General features: G+C 72.8%; 15 protein-coding genes and 1 pseudogene. 7 read left to right on the forward strand and 9 right to left on the reverse strand.

All coding sequences use genetic code 11. From position 1 onward, the window contains the following. Positions 1 to 1,120 (reverse strand): hydantoinase/oxoprolinase family protein (locus tag ACTWPW_RS58220; RefSeq protein WP_443174122.1); only part of this gene is annotated, 1,120 nt, incomplete at its 3' end. 83 nt (positions 1,121 to 1,203) lie between these two features. Continuing rightward, entirely contained in the window at positions 1,204 to 1,599 is a 396-nt protein-coding gene (locus tag ACTWPW_RS58225; RefSeq protein ID WP_375117149.1) for a hypothetical protein, read from the reverse strand. Between the two features lie 80 nt (positions 1,600 to 1,679). On the opposite strand from ACTWPW_RS58225, the gene ACTWPW_RS58230 reads away from it, so the two are divergent. Further along, positions 1,680 to 2,300: a YigZ family protein gene (locus ACTWPW_RS58230; RefSeq protein WP_443174123.1), complete on the forward strand. Its 621-nt coding sequence runs from the start codon at positions 1,680 to 1,682 to the stop codon at positions 2,298 to 2,300. Positions 2,301 to 2,330: 30 nt separating this feature from the next. Here ACTWPW_RS58230 and ACTWPW_RS58235 read toward each other — a convergent pair whose 3' ends face one another. Next, the gene (locus tag ACTWPW_RS58235) at positions 2,331 to 3,560 is read right to left on the reverse strand and encodes an isochorismate synthase (RefSeq protein ID WP_375117151.1); all 1,230 of its coding nucleotides are present in this window, start codon (positions 3,558 to 3,560) and stop codon (positions 2,331 to 2,333) included. 218 nt (positions 3,561 to 3,778) lie between these two features. On the opposite strand from ACTWPW_RS58235, the gene ACTWPW_RS58240 reads away from it, so the two are divergent. Further along, the gene (locus ACTWPW_RS58240; protein ID WP_375117152.1) at positions 3,779 to 4,615 is read left to right on the forward strand and encodes a GDSL-type esterase/lipase family protein; all 837 of its coding nucleotides are present in this window, start codon (positions 3,779 to 3,781) and stop codon (positions 4,613 to 4,615) included. 10 nt (positions 4,616 to 4,625) lie between these two features. Here the strand turns inward: ACTWPW_RS58240 and ACTWPW_RS58245 are convergent, their stop codons facing one another. Then, positions 4,626 to 5,399, reverse strand: coding sequence for an HNH endonuclease family protein (locus tag ACTWPW_RS58245; protein ID WP_443174124.1), 774 nt, complete (start codon positions 5,397 to 5,399; stop codon positions 4,626 to 4,628). A gap of 12 nt (positions 5,400 to 5,411) precedes the next feature. On the opposite strand from ACTWPW_RS58245, the gene ACTWPW_RS58250 reads away from it, so the two are divergent. From ACTWPW_RS58250 to ACTWPW_RS58270, 5 genes are all read left to right on the forward strand, one after another. Continuing rightward, positions 5,412 to 5,870 (forward strand): fluoride efflux transporter FluC, encoded by a 459-nt coding sequence (locus tag ACTWPW_RS58250; RefSeq protein ID WP_443174125.1) that lies wholly within the window; start codon positions 5,412 to 5,414, stop codon positions 5,868 to 5,870. Continuing rightward, complete coding sequence (crcB, locus tag ACTWPW_RS58255) at positions 5,867 to 6,226, forward strand: fluoride efflux transporter CrcB (RefSeq protein ID WP_375117155.1); 360 nt, start codon at positions 5,867 to 5,869, stop codon at positions 6,224 to 6,226. Before ACTWPW_RS58250 ends, crcB begins: the two co-directional genes overlap by 4 nt. 69 nt (positions 6,227 to 6,295) lie before the next feature. Further along, on the forward strand, positions 6,296 to 7,861 hold the full coding sequence (locus tag ACTWPW_RS58260) for a P-loop ATPase, Sll1717 family (RefSeq protein ID WP_364128731.1): 1,566 nt from the start codon (positions 6,296 to 6,298) through the stop codon (positions 7,859 to 7,861). Further along, positions 7,858 to 9,837 carry a hypothetical protein gene (locus tag ACTWPW_RS58265; RefSeq protein ID WP_443174126.1) on the forward strand — a complete coding sequence of 660 codons (1,980 nt, stop codon included), beginning with the start codon at positions 7,858 to 7,860 and terminating at the stop codon, positions 9,835 to 9,837. Before ACTWPW_RS58260 ends, ACTWPW_RS58265 begins: the two co-directional genes overlap by 4 nt. Before the next feature lie 25 nt (positions 9,838 to 9,862). Then, a complete protein-coding gene (locus ACTWPW_RS58270; protein WP_375117157.1) occupies positions 9,863 to 10,783 on the forward strand; it encodes a S1C family serine protease in 921 nt (306 codons plus the stop codon). Here the strand turns inward: ACTWPW_RS58270 and ACTWPW_RS58275 are convergent. The 5 genes and pseudogenes from ACTWPW_RS58275 to ACTWPW_RS58295 all read right to left on the reverse strand — a co-directional run. Further along, complete coding sequence (locus ACTWPW_RS58275) at positions 10,764 to 12,059, reverse strand: glycosyltransferase family 4 protein (protein WP_443174127.1); 1,296 nt, start codon at positions 12,057 to 12,059, stop codon at positions 10,764 to 10,766. The two genes, ACTWPW_RS58270 and ACTWPW_RS58275, sit on opposite strands and share 20 nt — an antisense overlap. Before the next feature lie 162 nt (positions 12,060 to 12,221). Beyond that, complete coding sequence (locus ACTWPW_RS58280) at positions 12,222 to 15,332, reverse strand: S41 family peptidase (RefSeq protein WP_375117159.1); 3,111 nt, start codon at positions 15,330 to 15,332, stop codon at positions 12,222 to 12,224. Positions 15,333 to 15,431: 99 nt separating this feature from the next. Beyond that, positions 15,432 to 15,554, reverse strand: a complete 123-nt coding sequence (locus tag ACTWPW_RS58285) for a hypothetical protein (RefSeq protein WP_364128719.1) — start codon at positions 15,552 to 15,554, stop codon at positions 15,432 to 15,434. 86 nt (positions 15,555 to 15,640) lie between these two features. After that, the gene (locus ACTWPW_RS58290; RefSeq protein WP_443174128.1) at positions 15,641 to 17,515 is read right to left on the reverse strand and encodes a GTP-binding protein; all 1,875 of its coding nucleotides are present in this window, start codon (positions 17,513 to 17,515) and stop codon (positions 15,641 to 15,643) included. 284 nt (positions 17,516 to 17,799) lie between these two features. Next, positions 17,800 to 17,999 (reverse strand): annotated as a pseudogene (locus tag ACTWPW_RS58295) (Rv2578c family radical SAM protein); the annotation flags it as partial.

A 17,999-nucleotide genomic window follows, 5' to 3' on the forward strand; every position in this document is an offset into this window, starting at 1 on the left:
CGTTGGCGTCCGTGACGGTGGGCCGGGTGCCGCCCCGGCCGTAGCAGGCCGGCCCCGGCACGGCCCCGGCCGACTCGGGGCCGACGCGCAGCGCGCCCGCCTCGGCATAGGCGATGGAGCCGCCGCCCGCGCCGATCGTGTGCAGGTTCACGATCGGCATCAGCACCGGGTAGCCCTCGATGCGCGCCTCGGCGCTGACGTCGGGGCGGCCGTTCACGACGAGCGACACGTCGAACGACGTGCCGCCCATGTCGATGCAGATCGCGTTCCCCGCCGAGCTCCCGCCCCCGCCGCCCAGCAGCCTGGCGGCCGCGACGCCGCCCATCGTCCCGCCGACCGGCCCGGACAGCAGCGTCTGCAGCGGCCGGCGCATCGCGTACGAGGCGTTCACCAGCCCGCCCGACGACTGCATCACGTGCACCGGCACGGCCAGCCCCCGCTCGGCGAAGCGCCGCTCGATCCTGGCCAGGTAGCGGCGCACCACCGGCCCGGTGTACGCCTCCAGCACCGCCGAGGAGCTGCGCTCGTACTCCCGCCACTCCCGCGCCACCTCGTGCGAGAGCACCACCAGCACGTCCTCGCCCAGCTCGGCCCGCAGGATCTCGCCCGCCCGGACCTCGTGCGCCGGGTCGGCGTAGGAGAACAGCAGGCACACCGCGACCGCGTCGAAGCCCTCCTCGCGCGCCCGCCGCGCCGCCGCCCGCACCGACTCCTCGTCGAGCGGCACCAGCTCCCGCCCCAGATAGTCCAGCCGCCCGCCCGCCTCCATGACGTCCTGGCGCGGCACCAGCGGCGCGGGCTTGCGGTAACGCAGGTCGAACATGCGGTCCCGGTTCCCCCTGGCGATCTGGTAGACGTCCCGGCCGCCCGTGCTCGCCAGCAGCAGCACGCGGGCGCCCTTGCGCTCCAGCAGCGCGTTGAGGCCCTGCGTGGTGCCGTGCACGAAGAACGAGATGTCCGCGGGATCGTCCACCACCCGCCCGAGCGCGGCGAAGACGCCCTCGGCCAGGTCTCCCGGCGTGGTGGGCGCCTTCGAGGCCGTCACGGCCCCCGACCGCTCGTCGTAGCAGACGACGTCGGTGAAGGTGCCGCCGATGTCCATGGCGACGCGATAGCTCATGGGCGCAACCGTATGGTGCGCCGGGCCCCGCCCGCCTGTGCGGGCCGCACAGGAGCCGGCGGGCGGCAGGGCATCCCGCAGCGTCAGCGGGGCGACTCCAGCCGGTCGCCGTCCCCCGTGACGATCACGCCGCTGTTACCGCCCCCCACCGCCACCGGCCGCTCCCCGGCGGCCGTCACCGCCACCCGGGGCAGCATGGCGGCAACCTCGCGGGCCAGGATCGGGTCCGTCCGGAACGCCTCCATGAGCGCCAGCTTCAACGCGGCCCTGCTCGGCTCGTCGTCCGGTTTGGCCCCGGCCACCTGCCCGATCACCTGCCTGGAGTGCGCGTCGCCCCGGCCGAAGACCCGCTGCAGGATGCGCGAGCCGCGGGCCACCTCCGTGTCCGCGGCCAATTCGCTGGTCTTGGCCAGCACCCCGGTGCCGTACGCGTCGATCGCCGCCGTGACAAAGGGCATGACGTTGTTCGCCGTGTCCATGAGACCCTCCCGTAGGTCCTTATGGAATGACGAGATGGTAGCTCGCTGAGTCCCCGCGGCAAGGGCATACCCTGTCGAATGTGCCTGCGCCGTATCTCACTCTCACCACTGTCGTCGAGCACGAGACCGAGGCGCGGCGCTCGCGCTTCGTCTGTGCCCTGGCCCCGGCGCGCACCGTCGAGGAGGCGGCGGCCTTCATCGCCGAGCGCCGCCAGAAGCATCCCGGCGCCAGCCACAACTGCACGGCCTACGTGATCGGCGAGCGCGTCCAGAAGGGCGACGACGACGGCGAGCCGGGCGGCACGGCGGGCACGCCGATGGTGCAGGCGCTCGTGGGCAGGGGGTTCAGCGACGTCGTGGCGGTGGTGACGCGCTATTTCGGCGGCACCCTGCTGGGCGCGGGCGGCCTGGTGCGCGCCTACGGCTCGGCGGTGACCGAGACCCTCGACCGGGCCGAGCCCGTGCGCATGGTCCCGGCCAAGCTCGTGCGCGTCGCGGTCGCGCACGACCAGGCCGGCCGGGTGGAGAACGACCTGCGCGCCTCCCGGCACGCGGTGCGCGAGGTGGCCTACGCGGGCGAGGTCACCTTCGACGTCGCGGTGGGGGACGACGAGGTGGCCGCGTTCGCCGACTGGGTGGCCACGCTGACCGCCGGGCGGGCGCGCGTCACGATGGGCGGCGACCTCCACGTCCCCGCCTGACCGCCACGCGCCCCACCCTCAGCCTCGGTGTCACCCTTCGAGGGCGTACTGCATGACCCGGAACTTCGCCTGGGCCTCGGCCAGCTCGGCGGCCGGGTCGGAGTCGCCCATGATGCCGCCGCCCGCGAACAGCCGGGCCCGCCGCCCCTCCACCAGCCCCGAGCGCAGCGCGATGCCCCACTCGCCGTCGCCGTGGGCGTCGATCCAGCCGACCGGACCGGCGTACCCGGCCCGGTCCATGCCCTCCAGCTCGCGGATGACCTTGATCGCGGTCGCGGTGGGGGTGCCGCCGACGGCCGCCGTCGGGTGCATCGCCGCCACCACGTCCAGCACCGAGGCCCCGTCGGCCAGCCGCCCGGTGACGTGGCTGGCCAGGTGTTGCACGTTGGGCAGCACCAGCAGCTCCGGCTCGTCGGGAGTGGTGAGCGAGGAGCACAGCGGGGCCAGCGTCTGGCGTACGGAGGCGATCGCGCACTCGTGCTCGTGGCGGTCCTTCGCCGAGGCGAGCAGCGCCGCGCCCCGCGCGAGGTCGTCGGCCGGGCCGGTGCCGCGCGCGGTGGTGCCGGCCAGCACCAGCGACTCGATCTCCTGGCCCGTGCGCCGGATGAGCAGCTCGGGCGTGGCGCCGACCAGCCCCGCGACCGAGAACGTGTAGCACTCCGGGTAGCGCCTGGCCAGCCGGGACAGCAGCAGCCGCACGTCGATCGGCCGCTCGGCGGTGGCGACCAGGTCGCGGGCCAGCACCACCTTCTCCAGCTCGCCGTCGCGGATGCGCCGAGCGGCGCGGGCCACGACGTGCTCCCACTCGGGGGCGGTCAGGCTGCCGTCGCCGTAGCTGATCCGCCCGGGATCGCGGATCGGCGTGAACGTCTCCAGCGGCGCCTCGCCGATCGTCGTCAGCCAGGCGCGGCCGCCGCGGCGGGCCAGCACGGCCTGGGGGACGACGAGGACCGAGCCGTGGGCGTCCTCGTCGAAGGTGAAGCTGCCGAAGGCGACCGGGCCGGAGCCGGGGGTGCGCACGCCGTCGTCGACGTTCGCGTCGCCGAGGACGGTGGCCAGCCACTGGCGGGCCCAGGCGAACCTGCCGGGCCCCGGGGGCACGGCCACCCGGGCGGCCTGTCCCCAGCCGACGAGGCCCTCTCCGTTCCTGATCCAGGCGTAAGGGGCCGTCCTGGGAAGGGAAGCCAGCAGGTCACCGGGGTCGCCAACAGGGGTGGTGCGAACCGGCAGCGGGCGGGTTGTTCCGAGCGCGACACTCACCCAAGACACTCTATGCGGGAACTGAACACGTTCGACTCGGACCCCCGTGAATGCAAGGTTACGGGCAAAGAACCCGGAAAAAACCGGATGCTCGTAGGGATTGGGTGCAACCAGTTTGGGTCCGGCCTGTCAAGCGGTGATATGAAGTCGGTCCTGAACTGACAGACCTTGCCGCCAGGCCATAGTGAGTCGGTGATCGGCTCCTTACCTTGGTGCCCATGATCGCTCGTCACCTGGGGCCCGCCCTGGCCGCCGTCGTCGTCCTGTCCGCTTCGGGCCCGGCCCAGGCCGCGCCCGCCCAGCAGGTGCCCGAGGTCATGGCCGCGCTCGGCGACTCCATCTCCACCGGCTTCAACGCCTGCGGCTGGTACGTCTCCTGCACCTCGCGCTCCTGGTCGGCGGGCGACCACGGCGAGGTGAGCAGCCACTACCTGCGCCTGTCGAAGCTCTCTGGAACGCTCCAGAAGCACAACCTCAACTTCGCCGTGCCCGGCTCGACCAGCGCCGACCTGCTCGGGCAGGTGAAGAAGGCGGTCGCGGCCAAGGCCGACTACGTGACGATTCTCATAGGCGCCCAGGACGCCTGCGTGCGCACCGAGCAGGCGATGACCCCCGTCCAGACCTACCGGCGGCGGCTCGACGCGGCGCTGACCGAGCTGCGCGCCGGCATGCCGCGGGCCAGGGTGTTCATCGCGAGCATCCCCGACCTGCGGCGGCTGTGGCAGGTCGGCAGGGGCAACCCGCTGGCCCGAACGTTCTGGACGGCGGGCCGCATCTGCCAGGCCATGCTGGCCAAGCCCACCTCCACCCGGCGGGCCGACGCCGAGCGCCGGGACCGGGTGCGGGCGCGGGTGATCGCCTACAACCGGGCCGCGGCCGAGGCGTGCGCCGCGTACGGTCCCGGCTGCCGCACCGACGGGGGAGCGGTGTTCTCCTTCCCGTTCACCCTCGACCACGTCAGCAAGTGGGACTTCTTCCACCCCAACGTGGCCGGGCAGCGGGTGCTGGCCGAGCAGACGTTCCGGCGCGGCTTCGACTGGATCGACCCGCGGTAGGCCGCACCGGTCAGCGGCACTGGGCCAGCATGACCTTCTTGTCGGGCGCGGTGACGGGCAGGTCGTACTTGAGTGCGACCTGCGCGAAGCGGGTGACGTAGGCGCAGCGGACGCCGCGCCGCGGCGGCAGCCAGCTCGCCGGGCCCGAGGCGTCCTTCTGCTCGTTGGCCTCGCCGTCCACGGGCAGCAGGTTGAGCGGGTCGTTGGCGAAGTCGACCCGCTTGGACATCGGCCAGCGCGGCGCCCCCATGCGCCAGCCGTAGTTGAGCGGCACCACGTGATCGACCTGCACCTCGTCGGCGTTGTCCTTGTGCCAGTGGATGAGCCGGCCGGTGTAGGGGTCGGTCAGCTCCATCGAGACGACCTCGCAGCTCGAACCCGCCCGGTATTTCACGTTCTGCCCGTCGCGGGCCAGCAGGTCGTCGCGGGTGCGGCAGCCGTTGCGCGCGTACGGCACGCCGGTGGCGCTGTCGGCCCAGTTCTCGCCGTACCGGGTGCGCCGGTAGCCGGTGTTGGGTCCGTAGCCCTTGACGCGCAGGCGCTGGATGAGGCCGCGTGCCTCCGACTTCTCGGCGTCGGAGATGATGGGGGCCAGACCCGGCAGCGTCCCGCTGACGTTGCCCAGCGGGCTGGCCGCCGTGGCGGGCGGGATCTTGGTGTTGCCGATGAAGGAAACGACGATGACGGCTCCTGCGAGAAGGGCGACCGCGTCCTTCGTGCTCAACCACGCCTCCGTGCACTCCAGGTTGTCTAGAGAAATTCCCGGCATCGTCAGTTTCGACACGGGGAGGGTTATGTGACCGATCGGCCGATCGATCCGGATGTCGATCTCCATGTCCCCGCGCAGCGCGCCGAGCTGCACTGGCCGGTCCTCGCGGTGATCGCGGCCGGCGGGGCGCTGGGCGCGCTGGCCCGCCACGGCGCGCAGGTGGCGCTGCCCAACGGGCCGGCCGGCTTCCCGTGGGCGACCTTCCTGGTCAACGTGTCGGGGTGCCTGCTCATCGGGGTGCTCATGGTGGTGATCACGGAGGTGCGGCCGGCCCACCGGCTGGTGCGGCCGTTCCTCGGGGTGGGGGTGCTGGGCGGCTACACCACGTTCTCGGCGTACGCGGTGGACGTGCAGCGGGCGGTCGCGGCGGGGGCGCCGGTGACCGGGCTGGTCTATCTGGCCGCGACGATGGTGGCGGCGCTGCTGGCGGTGGCCGGGGGCATGTGGCTGACCAGGCGGCTGGCCGGGGCGCGGGTGACCGGGTGACCGTGCTGCTGATCGTGCTGGGCGCGGCGGTGGGGGCGCCGCTGCGCTACCTGGCGGACCGGGCGGTGCAGGCGCGGCACGACACGGTGTTCCCCTGGGGGACGCTGGCGGTCAACGTGGCCGGGTCGGCGCTGCTGGGCTTCCTGGCCGCGCTGCCCGCCGAGGGCGGGGTGATGGCGCTGGCGGGCACCGGTTTCTGCGGGGCGCTGACGACGTACTCGACGTTCGGCTACGAGACGGTGCGGCTGCTGGAGGAGGGGGCGCGCTTCCACGCGGCCGCCAACGCCGTGGCCAGCGTGGTGGCCGGGCTGGGAGCGGCCTACTGCGGCCTGGCGCTCGCACAAGCCCTGGCGTGAGGTGTATCAGGAAAGCCGCATGCCGCTCCGATATCGGTGACATCCCCGCCGAGTGCCCGAGAGTCGCCCATGAAGGCCGCGAGAAACCCCGCTGAGACCCTGTTCACCCCGAGGAACCCGCTCGGGCCCAGTGTCGTGTCCGACCGGGTGAGCATCCCGGTGCTGAGGGCCATCTACGACACGCGGGTCCACCTGCACCTGCGATCGAAGGACAACCCGCCCACGTTCATCGTCGGACGGCGGGGCTCGGGGAAGACGGCGCTGCTGCTGTCGCGCGAGTTCGAGCCGCGCAACCTCGTGGTCCGGCTCAGCGCCCACGGCGTGTTCTCGCGGCTGCAGGCGGCCACCGAGCTGCTCGCCATCCCGCTCGTCCTCAGCGTGGAGGGGGTGGCGGAGCTCTGGGAGACGCTGCTGTGGGCGCCGATCATCGGCCGGCTGGTCGCGGAGCGGCACGACTGCGACCCCGACCGGGCCTTCCAGGTGCTGTGGGAGGAGACCGCCGCGCTGCGCCAGGACGTGGCCGGTTCCGACAGCCGGGACGACGCGGCGCTCGACTTCGTCACCACGCGCCTGATCGAGCACGTCGACCAGTTCGACAACGTCGTGAGCCTGGAGAAGCTGAGCCGAGACTTCCGCCTGTCGCGCCGCCCGTGGAAGGAGACGATCGAGGCGGCCAAGAGCGTGCTCGACGCCCGCGACACCCCGGTCTTCGTGCTGATCGACTCGCTGGAGAACATCGGCGACCACATCGAGCGCATCGAGGGCGTCCTGCGCGGGCTGTTCCACCTGGTCGGACGGCTCGGCCTGCGCATCGACCGGACCTACTTCCGCATCCAGTGCTGCTTCCCCAGCGAGCTGTGGCCGGTGCTCGACCGGGTCTCGGCCAACCCGATCAAGGACTTCAGCGGGCGCATGGTGCTGCGCTGGACCTGGCAGGACCTGCTGCGGACGGTCGGGGCGCGGTTGCACATGTTCCTCACCCGGCACTATCCCGAGCTGCTGCGCGGCCTGCCGGACGACGGCTACCTGACGCTGCTCGACCGGGTGATCGTGCCCGAGCTGAAGAACCGGGCCGGCCTGCCCGAGCGGTCGGTCGCGTACGTGCTGCGGCACACCCAGCTCCTGCCCCGCCAGGTCCTGTACATCTTCAACGAGGCCCTGCACCGCGCCATCGCCACGACCGGCCGCCCCGTCGTGGACGGCAACCACATCCTGGAGACGGTGACCGAGGCCGAGGCCACGCTGTGCCCCGAGGTCTTCTCGGCCCACCACTTCCGCCATCCCAAGGCCCACGACGTGGCCCGGCGGCTGATCCCGTACCTGCCCTTCCGCTTCGACGACGCCTTCCTGCACCGGATGTGCAACCAGGCGGGCATCCGGCGCGAGTTCGGGCTCGACTACCGCGAGGTGCGCGAGATGTTCACCGACGTGGGCATCATCGGCCGCCTCACCGGTGAGAGCGAGCGGTACCTGAAGGCCGAGTTCGCCTACGCGGCGGAGGGCCAGATGATCCTCTCGCCCGACGAGGAGTACTGCCTGCACCCCCTGTTCGTCCGCGAGTACAACGCGCGCGGCAGGGTCTCCTCGCCCGCGTCCAAGCCCGTCTACCCCTCGGGAACGCCGGAGCCGTCATGACCGCCCACACCTCCCGCTACCGCTACCTGGCCGAGCCGGCCGGGCTCGACCAGATCGGCCTCGCGCTGAGCGGCGGCGGCGTGCGGGCCGCCTGCCTCGGGCTGGGCGCGCTCCAGGTGGCCGAGGAGTCCGGCGTGCTGGCCCGTACCCGCTACGTGTCGGCCGTGTCCGGCGGCAGCTACACCGCCGCCGCGTTCATGGCCGCCCGCGCTGAGACGCGCCGCAGCCCGCTGCCGCCGGGCGCGGTGCCGCCGTGGAGCAAGGGCTCGCCGGAGGAGGCGCACCTGCGCAGGAACCTGCGCTACCTCGGCGAGGACTGGTCGGACATCTTCCTGTCCGGTGCCAGGTACGCGCTGGGGATGCTGGTGAACCTGGTGCCGTTCGTGGCCGCGATCGCGCTGGCCGGGGCGGTGCTGGGCGGCGCCTACAGCGTGACGCGGGTGCTGGCCGTGGACCACGACGTGCTGGCGGGGCGCTTCATCGGGCAGCGGTGGGCGCTGGCCGCCGCCGTCGCGGTGATCGCGGTGCTGCTGGAGATGCGCGTGCGCAGCCGCGCCGCCGAGCTGCTGACCCGCCGCCTGGCGCTGGCCACGGTGACCGCGCTGGTGCTGCCCGACGTCATCGCCGTCAGCACCCGGGTGCTGGACAGCCGCATGTTCGACCTCTCGGCGACCACCCGCCTGGCCGGGCTGGTGGTGGTGCTGGCGGTCATCGCCGTGTACGTCTTCCGCTCCCAGTGGCTGCTGTCCTTCAGCGGCCCGCGCCAGCTGCTGCGCCGGCTGCTGCGGCTGCTGTTCTCCACCGCGATGGCGGCGGTGCTGATCCTGCCGACGCTGCTGCTGGCGGCGCAGGTCACCCAGCTCAGCCCGGTGGCCACGGCCGTGATCGCGGTGACGGCGGTGGCGGTGCTGGGGGTGTTCGCCATGACCGTGCACGCCAACGACACCTCGCTGCATGACCCGTACTCGCGCCGGCTCAACCGGGCCTACGTGGTCCGCACCGGTCTCGGCGAGCGCGGCGACGAGGGGATGCTGCGGCTTTCGCAGGTGCACCTGGCCGACATGCACGCCGACGGGCTGCCGTACCTGCTGCTGTGCGCGTCGGTGAACCTGCGCGAGGACGAGTCCGCCGCGGGGGAGGGGTGCGCCTCGTTCGTGTTCGCGCCCGACTACGTCGGCGGCGCCGCGATCGGCGAGGCGCCGCCGCAGGCGCGCGCGGCGGTGCCGGACGCGGCCTCGCTGGTGGCCGCCTCGGGCGCCGCGGTCGCGCCCAACATGGGCCGCTACACCAACCGGGCCAGCCGGATGGCGCTGGCCCTGATCAACCTGCGGCTGGGCCTGTGGCTGCCCAACCCGGTGGGCGGGCGCCCGCCCGGGCGGCTGACCTCGCACGCGCCGCAGTGGTTCGTCCGCCGCTGGCACCGGCCGGGCCCGCTCACGACCTGGCGCGAGGCGCTGGGCAACCTGTCGGTACGCCACCGCTACGTCTTCGTCTCCGACGGCGGCCACTGGGACAACTCGGGCGTCGTCGAGCTGCTGAGGCGGCGCTGCCGCACGATCTTCGCCGTGGACGCGGCGGTGGACGTGCACCGGGTGGGCAACCTGCTGCGGGTGATCTCGCTGGCCCGGACCGAGCTGGGCGTGGAGTTCGAGGCCGACGGCCGGCTGCTGACCTCCAAGGAGCCGGTGGAGCGGATCCGCTTCGCCTACCCGGACGACACGCCGGACAGCCCGGCGAACTACCTGGTCCTCGTGCGTACCCACATCAGCGACGACATGCCGAGCGACCTGGTCGCGCTGGCCGCCGACCGGGGCGCCTTCCCGTGCCACTCGACGGTGAACCAGTTCCTGCGCGCCCGCGACGTGGACGCCTACGTGGCGCTCGGCCGCTGGCTGATGCAGCGCGGCCTGCTGGCCGCCGACCTGCTGCCCGCCGGGCTCGACGCGCGAGTCCCCGCCAACGGAGCTAGCGTGTAATCCTGTAAGCAAAGGAGGGCACGTAATGGCGGATCCCCTCGACGCCTACTCCAGCGTCGTGTCTTCCGTGGCGGCCGAGTTACTGCCGAAGGTGGCCGCCGTGCGGGCCGGCCGGGGCAGCGGGTCCGCGGTGGTGTTCACCGCCGACGGGTTCCTGCTGACCAACGCCCACGTGGTCGGCTCCTCCCGCGGAGGTGCCGTCGCCTTCGCCGACGGCACCTCCGGCGACTTCGAGGTGGTCGGCCGTGACCCGCTGTCGGACCTGGCGGTGATCAGGGCGCGGACGGCCACGCCCCCGCCCGCCGAGCTCGGCGACAGCGACGAGCTGGTGGTCGGGCAGCTCGTGGTGGCCGTGGGCAACCCGCTCGGGCTGACCGGGTCGGTGACCGCCGGGGTGGTCTCCGGGCTCGGCCGGTCGCTGCCCGCGCGCAGCGGCGCCAACATGCGGCTGATCGAGGACGTCATCCAGACCGACGCCGCGCTCAACCCGGGCAACTCCGGCGGGGCGCTGGCCGACTCGCGGGCGCGGGTGGTCGGGATCAGCACGGCCGTGGCCGGGGTCGGGGTCGGGCTGGCCGTGCCGATGAACGGCACGACCCGGTCCATCATCGCCGCGCTGATCAGGCACGGCCGGGTCAGGCGGGCGTTCCTGGGCCTGGTGACCTCCCCGGCGCCGCTGCCCGAGCAGCTGCGCCGGCGCACGGGGCAGGACGGCGCGCTGCGGGTGGTCGAGGTGGTGCCCGGCTCGCCGGCGCACCGGGCCGGGCTGCACGCCGGCGACCTGGTGCTGAGCGCGGGCCGCAACCCGGTGGGCGACGCGCAGAGCCTGCAGCGGCTGATGTTCGCCGACGCGATCGGGCAGCCGCTGCCGATCACCGTCTACCGCAACGGCGCGCTCGTCGACGTCATCGCCGAGCCGGTGGAGCTCACGGGCACGGGGGTGTGAGGTCCGCCGGGGCGCCGGCCGGGCGGGTCCTGCCCTCGCGCCTGGCCAGCAGGTCGGCCAGCAGCGCGTCCCACTTCTGCCCGATGACGTCCACGTCGTAGGTGTGCGCGGTCTCCAGCGCGCCCGCGGCCAGGTCGCGGCGCAGCTGCTCGTCCTCGATGACCCGGATGATGGAGGCGGCGAGGTTGGCGTTGGTACGCGGCTTGACCAGCAGCCCGTCCACCTCGTTCGTGATCATCTCCTTGGGGCCGTGCGGGCTGTTGAAGCTGACGATGGCCAGCCCCTTGGCCATGGCCTCCAGGATCGTCATCGGGAAGCCCTCGTGACGGGAGCTGAGCACGTAGATCGACGCCTTCTCCAGCTCGCCGCCCACGTCGGCGGTCGGCCCCGGCAGCTCGACCTTGCCCTCCAGGCCCGCGTCCACGATCTGCTGGGCGAGGTTCTCCTCCTGCGGCCCGGCGCCGTAGATGCGCAGCTTCCAGTCGGGATGGGCGGCGGCGACCGTCTCCCAGGCGGTGATCAGCCGGTGGAAGCCCTTGATGCGGGTCATCCGGCCGACGGCGACGGCCACCTTGGCGTCGAGCTTGGAGACGTCACCGGTCATCGGCGGCACGGCGTTGGGGATGCGGACCAGCTTGCGCGGCTTCTTCGGCAGCGTGTCGCGGTAGTCGCCCAGGTCGGCCTTCGTCAGCGTGACCAGGGCGTCCAGGCGCCGGTAGCGCCACTTGATCAGCTCCTGGATCGGTTCGGCCTGCGTGCGCAGGGCCACGTGTTCCTGCCCGATGGTGATGACGCCGGGCAGGGCTAACTGGGCCATCGCGAGGTTGAGCCCCGGGCGGGTGGCGATCAGCACACCGGTGTCGAGCGAGCGGATGTAGCGGGCCAGCTTCAGGTCGGTCCACATGTTGAAGCGGTGGTAGGCCGTCTCCTCCTTGGGGATGAGCCTGCTCGGCAGCTTCGACAACATCGCGCGCACCGGGTCGGGGCCGGGGTTGAGCCGGTCGTCCAGGAAGCGGAACCGCACACGGGGGTCAATGGGGAAGAACGGCTCCTCGGCCTCCTTCAGGATGCTCACGATCTCCACGTCGTGCTCCTCGGCCAGGTAGCTGGCCAGGTTGAACACCGTCCTGATCGTGCCGCCCATCCCGTAGGCGTGCAGCAGCAGGATGCGTACCTGCCGGGTCGAGGGAGGCGGCGCGTTCCGTACCTTGCGCCGGTTGTATCCCCGGTAGAGCCGGACCATCGCCGACTTGCCCTTGCGTGCCAGTGCGCGCACCTGTCGGATCCCCCTTAGTCGCGGAAGAAGTCTCAACACACGTGGCCGGAGGTGAGGGTTGTCGCCTCACCACCGGCCCATTGTCCTGCGGTCGATGGAGTGCACGGTGTTCATCCCCTGTGCGCTATCCCCACCTATGATCTTTAGACGCCGGACAGGTGCCTAAGGTTGCATGCGCGGCCGGTGCCGGGGATCAGGAGTGTGCGGCGGGCGCTCGGCCAGCAGGTCCAGCGCGACGTCGATGGCCCGCTCCAGCTGCGTGTCCACACCCCTGGCGTAGTCCTGCGGGGTGATGTCCACCTCGATGTCGGGATCGGTGCCGTAGTTCTCCACCTGCCAGCCGACGTCGTCGAAGGCGAAGGAGAACTCCGGCTGCGTGGTCACCGTCCCGTCGGCGAGCTGGTGGCGCGGCCAGATCCCGATCACGCCGCCCCACGTGCGCCGGCCGACCAGCGGGCCCAGCTTGAGCAGCTTGAAGGTGTGGCTGAAGATGTCGCCGTCGGAGCCCGCCCACTCGTTGGTGATGGCCACCAGCGGCCCGCGCGGCGACTCCGGCGGGTACGGCTCCGGATCCCCCCACCTCGGGTAGTCGTAGCCGAGCCGCCGCCTGGCCAGCTTCTCCAGCAGCAGCGCCGAGACGTGGCCACCGCCGTTGAAGCGCACGTCCACGACCAGCGCGTGCCGGTCGTACTCGGCCAGGAACCCCCGGTGGAACTCCCCGAACCCGTCCGCGCTCATGTCCGGCACGTGCAGGTAGCCGACCCGGCCGCCGGAGCGCTGGTGGCACTGGGCGCGGTTGAGGTTGACCCAGTCGCGGTAGCGGGCCGGCTGCTCGTCGGCCAGGGCGCGCACGGTGACGGTGAAGACCCGCTGCTCCCGGCGCAGCGTCAGCTCCACCTCCTCGCCCGCCTGGTTGACCAGCCGCTCGTTCGGGGTCGCCACCCCCATGCCGATGGGCGCGCCGTTGATGGCCAGGACGGCGTCACCCGTACGGACGTCGAGCCCGAGCCGGTTCAGCGGCGAGGTCGCCCGCGGGTCCCACGGGTCACCCGTGACGATGGCGCCGATGTGGTAGACCCCGTCGCGCAGCTGCCAGTCCACGCCCAGCTTGCCCTGGCTGTAGTCGGGGCCGGGACGGTATTCGCCGCCGCTCTCGTACGCGTGGCTGGTGGCCAGCTCGCCGTGCAGCTCCCACAGCAGGTCGGAGAACTCGCCCCGGGTCGTCACCCGGTCCACCAGCGGCTGGTAGCGGTCGTAGACGGCCGGCCAGTCCACGCCCGCCATGTCCTCGGTCCAGAAGTTCTCCCGCTGCAGCCGCCACGCCTCGCGGAACATCTGCCGCCACTCCGCCTCCGGGCAGACCGACACCTTGATGCGCGACAGGTCGACCCAGCCGCTCTCGCGCCCCGGCCCCTCCTCGTCGCCGGGCACCTCGCCCGCCTTGACCACCCGCAGCCGGCTCCCCGCCCGGTACAGCAGCGTCTTGTGGTCACGGCCCAGCTCGAACTCCCCGACGCCGTCGGCGAACGTCTCGCTCTCGCCCTTGGCGAAGTCGAACAGGTGCAGCGTGTTGTCCCCTTCGAGCGGGCTGGTCAGGATCAGCGCCTTGCCCTTCAGCCCGGCCACCCGCTCGTAGCGGCCCTCCGGCAGCGGGAACGCGGTCACCCGGCGGGCCAGCCCGTCCACCTCGACGCTCAGGGGTCCCGGCTCCTCCTCGTCCTCGTCGTCCTTCTCCTCCAGGGGGCGCGGCCGGGGCACGAACGGGTCCGGCACGTCCGCGCGCAGCGCCACCGCGTACGGGCGGGTGCCCAGCGGGAAGCCCAGGTCGAACTGGAGCTGGTCGTAGACGGGGGAGAAGACGCGCTGGCCGATGAAGTACAGGTAGTCGCCCCGCGGGTCGAACGCCGGCATCGAGTCCTTCAGCACCGGCTCGCTGGCCTGCACCGTGCGGCCGGTCTCGGGATGGTGCAGCTTGATCGCGGTGGCCTGGGAGTTGAGCGGGCTCGCGTACGCCAGCCACGTGCCGTCGTGCGACCACGCCGGGTCCTCCGGCGGGCCGTGCGGGTTGGCTTCGACCAGCTCGGCCCGGCCCGTGGCCAGGTCGAGCAGGTGCAGCTCGTCGCGGTGGTTGACCACCGCCACCCGGTCGTGGGCGGGGTCGGGCACCAGCTCGTTGATCCGCCCCAGCCGGGCCACCTCCGTGCCGGGGCCGCCCTCGCCGCCCTCCAGGATGACCAGCTTCTCCTCGTCGCCGTCGTCGCTGGCCGCCGCGATCAGCCGCGCCCCGTCGTTCAGCCAGGTCAGGAAGCGGTAGCGGACACCGTCGGAGGAGCCGTGCTGGCGTACGGGGCCCTCCCAGTCGGCCATCGCGTACGCCTTGCCGCGCGCGGTGATCGCCAGCGCGCTGCCGTCCGGGCTCAGCGTGGCGCTGTCGAGGTAGTCGGCGGCCTCCACGAACCTGCGGTTGCGCTGCGTCCTGGAGCTGGCCAGCCGCACCGCCAGCCGGCGCGGCCGCTCACCGGGCTCCATCAGGTACAGGTCCGCGCCCGCGTGGTAGACCAGCCGGTGCCCGTCGCCGGACAGGTTGCGGGCGTAGTAGTCGTCATGGTGGGTGTGCTTGCGCAGGTCACCGCCGTCGGGGGCGCACGAGTAGACGTTGCCGACGCCCTCGTGGTCGGAGATGAAGCACACCCGGCCGCCGCTCCAGCAGGGCGAGGCCAGGTTGCCGGGCAACCTGATCAGCCTGCGGAACTCGCCGTCGCCGTGCGGGTCGATCCACAGGTCGCCGACCGTGCCGCCGCGGTAGCGCTTCCACCGTGCCGGGTCGGCGGTGTTGCGGCCGAGCACGATCATGCCTTCGGGGCCGTGCGCGATCGAGTTCGCCGGGCCGTACGGCAGCCGCTCCGGCACCCCGCCCGGCGCCACCCGGTGCAGCCACTTGCGGCCCTCGAACGGCTGGGACTGGTCGCTGGCGTACAGGATGCGCCCTTCGGGGTCCCAGCCGGTCACCGTGCAGCGAGCGCCGTGGAAAGTCACCCGGCGGGCCGCGCCGCCGTCGGACGGCATCACGTACACCTCTTCCGGCCCCTCCTCGCGCCCGACGAAGGCGAGCTGGTCGCCGCGCGGGGAGATGCGCGGGTAGCCGGCCTCGGCGAGCCCGGCGGTCAGCCGGAAGGCCCGCCCGCCCTGGGCGGAGACCATCCACAGGTCGTCCTCGGCGGCGAAGACCACCACGTCCTGGAAGACAGCGGGGAAACGCAGGTAACCCGACATGGGCGCAGCTCCACGGTCGATCGGACAGCCGGGGCCCTGTGGGGCCTCGGCCGTCCGATCATGTCACCGGTCGGGCAGCCGGCGACGGCTGCCCGATGGTCACTCCTCGCCGGTGGTCTTCCGGTCCTCCCGCTTGGTCTCCTTGGCCTGCCTGCTGGTCTTGATGGCCTGCTTCTTGGACTTGCCGGACTTGGATGCGGGTTTCTTCTTCGTGTCTGCCATCGAAATCCCCCCTGTACGGACGAGATGCACCGGATTGGTGCACCAAGCCCCTTAATACCCATCTAACGAGAAAACCGACATACCACCTATCTGGTCGCAGTGGGCTGCCGCACCGCACGGTCGCCGGCGGCCTCCGACCACCAGACCCCCTCGCCGTGCGACAGCCCGGGCAGCCGCAGCTCGACCTCGTGCACCGCCGCCGCCGGGATCTCGCCCGCCAGCACCCAGGTGTCGTCCCGCCGCCGCGTGTCCCGCAGCTCGGCGCCGGCTCCGGCCAGGCTCGCGGTGACCGCGCCGAACGTCTCCAGCGGCACCTCCGCCTCGAAGCGATGGCACGGCTCGTACACGATCGTGCCCGCCCGGCGCAGCGCCCGCGCCAGCACGACGGGCGTGCGCCCGCGGAAGTCGGCCGCCACGGATTCGGGCGCGGAGTAGCCGGTCCTGGTCAGCGTCACCACGACGTCGGTGACCGGCCAGCCGTGCGGCCCCTCGCGCAGCGCCAGGTGCACGCTGTCCTCGATCGCCCGGTGGAAGGCCGGCGGCAGCGACCCCAGATCGACCTCCCGCCGGTAGTCCACGCCCGAGCCCGGCGGGGCCGGGTCGACGCGCAGGCCGACGGTGGCCATGAAGGTGTTGCGGCCGTGGCGCTGGATCTCCTCGACCGCCTCGCCGGTGCCCGCCGGGCGCTCGAAGTAGACGGGCCGGCTGGGCTCGAAGTCCGCCTCGACGTCGAAGTCCCTGGCCAGGGTCTCGCCGATGACCTCCTTCTGCACCTCGCCGTAGAGCAGGACCGAGGTGTCGCCGCCGGCCAGCGTACGGGTGCCGATCAGCGGGTCCTGCTCGGCGAGCGCGAGCAGGGCGGCGTGCAGGCGGGGCTCCTGGCCCGGGACGCGGGGGCGTACGACGGTCTCCAGGCCGGGCGGGGTGAAGTGGGCCTGCCCGGCCGGGCCCGGCCCGCCCAGGTGGTCGCCGACCCGGATCTCGGGCACGCCCCACACCCTGACGATGTCCCCGGTGACGGCCTCCCGCTGCGCTGGGGCGCCGGCGACGGACAGGGCGGTCAGGCGCCCGTCGTACGTGGCGTTCTGCCCGCGGTGGAACACGACCGTCTCCCGTACCCGCAACACCCCGGCACGAAGGCGCAGGTACGCCACCTTCTCCCCGGACGGGCCCCGCTCGATCGCGAACACGGCCCCCCGCGCCGGCTCGTCCGGGAGCGCGGACCGCGACACGGCGGGCAACAACGTGCCGATCCCGTCGAGCAACTCGGGAACGCCCTGCCCGGTGATCGCCGAGCCGAACAGCACCGGATAGGTCACGCCGTCGCCGCACTGCCGGGCCAGCGCCGCGCGTACCAGGTCCGCGCTCGGTGTCCCGCCCTCGACGAGCAGCTCCAGCAGCCCGTCGTCCCGCTCGGCCAGAATTTCGGCCGCCTCCTGCGTGGAGCCGACGGGACGGGTGACGGCCGCCCGGCCGCCGATGCCGGTCACGGTGTTGACCGGGACGCAGGACGGGGCGAGCCGCCGCCGGATGTCGGCGAGCAGCTCGCGCTCCCGGGCCCCGGCCCGGTCGATCTTGTTGACGAAGATGAGCGTCGGCAGGCGCAGCCTGCGCAGGGTCTTCATCAGGACCCGGGTGTGCGGTTGCACGCCCTCGACCGCCGACAGCACCAGCACGGCGCCGTCGAGCACGCCGAGCGCGCGCTCGACCTCGGCCACGAAGTCGGCGTGCCCCGGAGTGTCCACCAGGTTGACCCGCAGGTCACCCAGGGTGAAGGAGGCCACGGCGGTGCGGATGGTGATGCCGCGGCGGCGCTCGATCTCGCCGCTGTCGGTCTGGGTGCTGCCTTCGTCGACGCTGCCGAGCCGGTCGATCACGCCGGTCTCGAACAGCAGCCGCTCAGTGAGGCTGGTCTTGCCCGCGTCCACGTGCGCGAGGATGCCGATGTTCAGGATGTGCATGCTGGAGGAGCCCTCGAGAAACTCTTGTGCCAATGGGGCGCTGGGAGATTCCGAGGCGGCGCCGCATCTCAAGCTCCTGATCGTCGACGGGCTACAGCCCGGCCATCCTGCCACCGCCCACCAGCTGCGGGCCAGCCATTTATCGCCAGGCCCCGCGAAGCGCGCCGTCGGGACGTGGAGCCCCGGAACGCACGGTGGGGAGCCGGCCGGCAGCGGCTCCAGGGGTGGGAGGGGTGGTGGCCGCCCTGGGTCGCGGGATGGTGGCCCCTGCGGGGCGCGGGCGGTTACAGCAGGCGGAGTTGCTCGGGCTCGGCCGGGGCGGTGGGGCGGCGGGGTGGGAGGCGGCGGGCCATGGCCGGGGTGGCGCGGCCGACCCCGTGGCGTTCGGCGAGCTCCTTGACCAGGCCCGTCACCCGCTGCTGGTAGGACTTCGGCGCGTAGGCGCCCCGCCCGTACAGCTCCAGGTAGCGCGGCACCAGGCGCG

The organism is Nonomuraea sp. KM90 (genome assembly GCF_052246675.1).
Lineage (GTDB): Bacteria > Actinomycetota > Actinomycetes > Streptosporangiales > Streptosporangiaceae > Nonomuraea.

Coding starts and splice junctions, on each gene's coding strand:
- ACTWPW_RS58260 (WP_364128731.1), top strand. CDS start 6,296: ATGAAGGCCGCGAGAAACCCCGCTGAGACCCTGTTCACCCCGAGGAAC.
- ACTWPW_RS58240 (WP_375117152.1), top strand. CDS start 3,779: ATGATCGCTCGTCACCTGGGGCCCGCCCTGGCCGCCGTCGTCGTCCTG.
- ACTWPW_RS58270 (WP_375117157.1), top strand. CDS start 9,863: ATGGCGGATCCCCTCGACGCCTACTCCAGCGTCGTGTCTTCCGTGGCG.
- ACTWPW_RS58225 (WP_375117149.1), bottom strand. CDS start 1,599: ATGGACACGGCGAACAACGTCATGCCCTTTGTCACGGCGGCGATCGAC.
- ACTWPW_RS58265 (WP_443174126.1), top strand. CDS start 7,858: ATGACCGCCCACACCTCCCGCTACCGCTACCTGGCCGAGCCGGCCGGG.
- ACTWPW_RS58285 (WP_364128719.1), bottom strand. CDS start 15,554: ATGGCAGACACGAAGAAGAAACCCGCATCCAAGTCCGGCAAGTCCAAG.
- ACTWPW_RS58280 (WP_375117159.1), bottom strand. CDS start 15,332: ATGTCGGGTTACCTGCGTTTCCCCGCTGTCTTCCAGGACGTGGTGGTC.
- ACTWPW_RS58290 (WP_443174128.1), bottom strand. CDS start 17,515: ATGCACATCCTGAACATCGGCATCCTCGCGCACGTGGACGCGGGCAAG.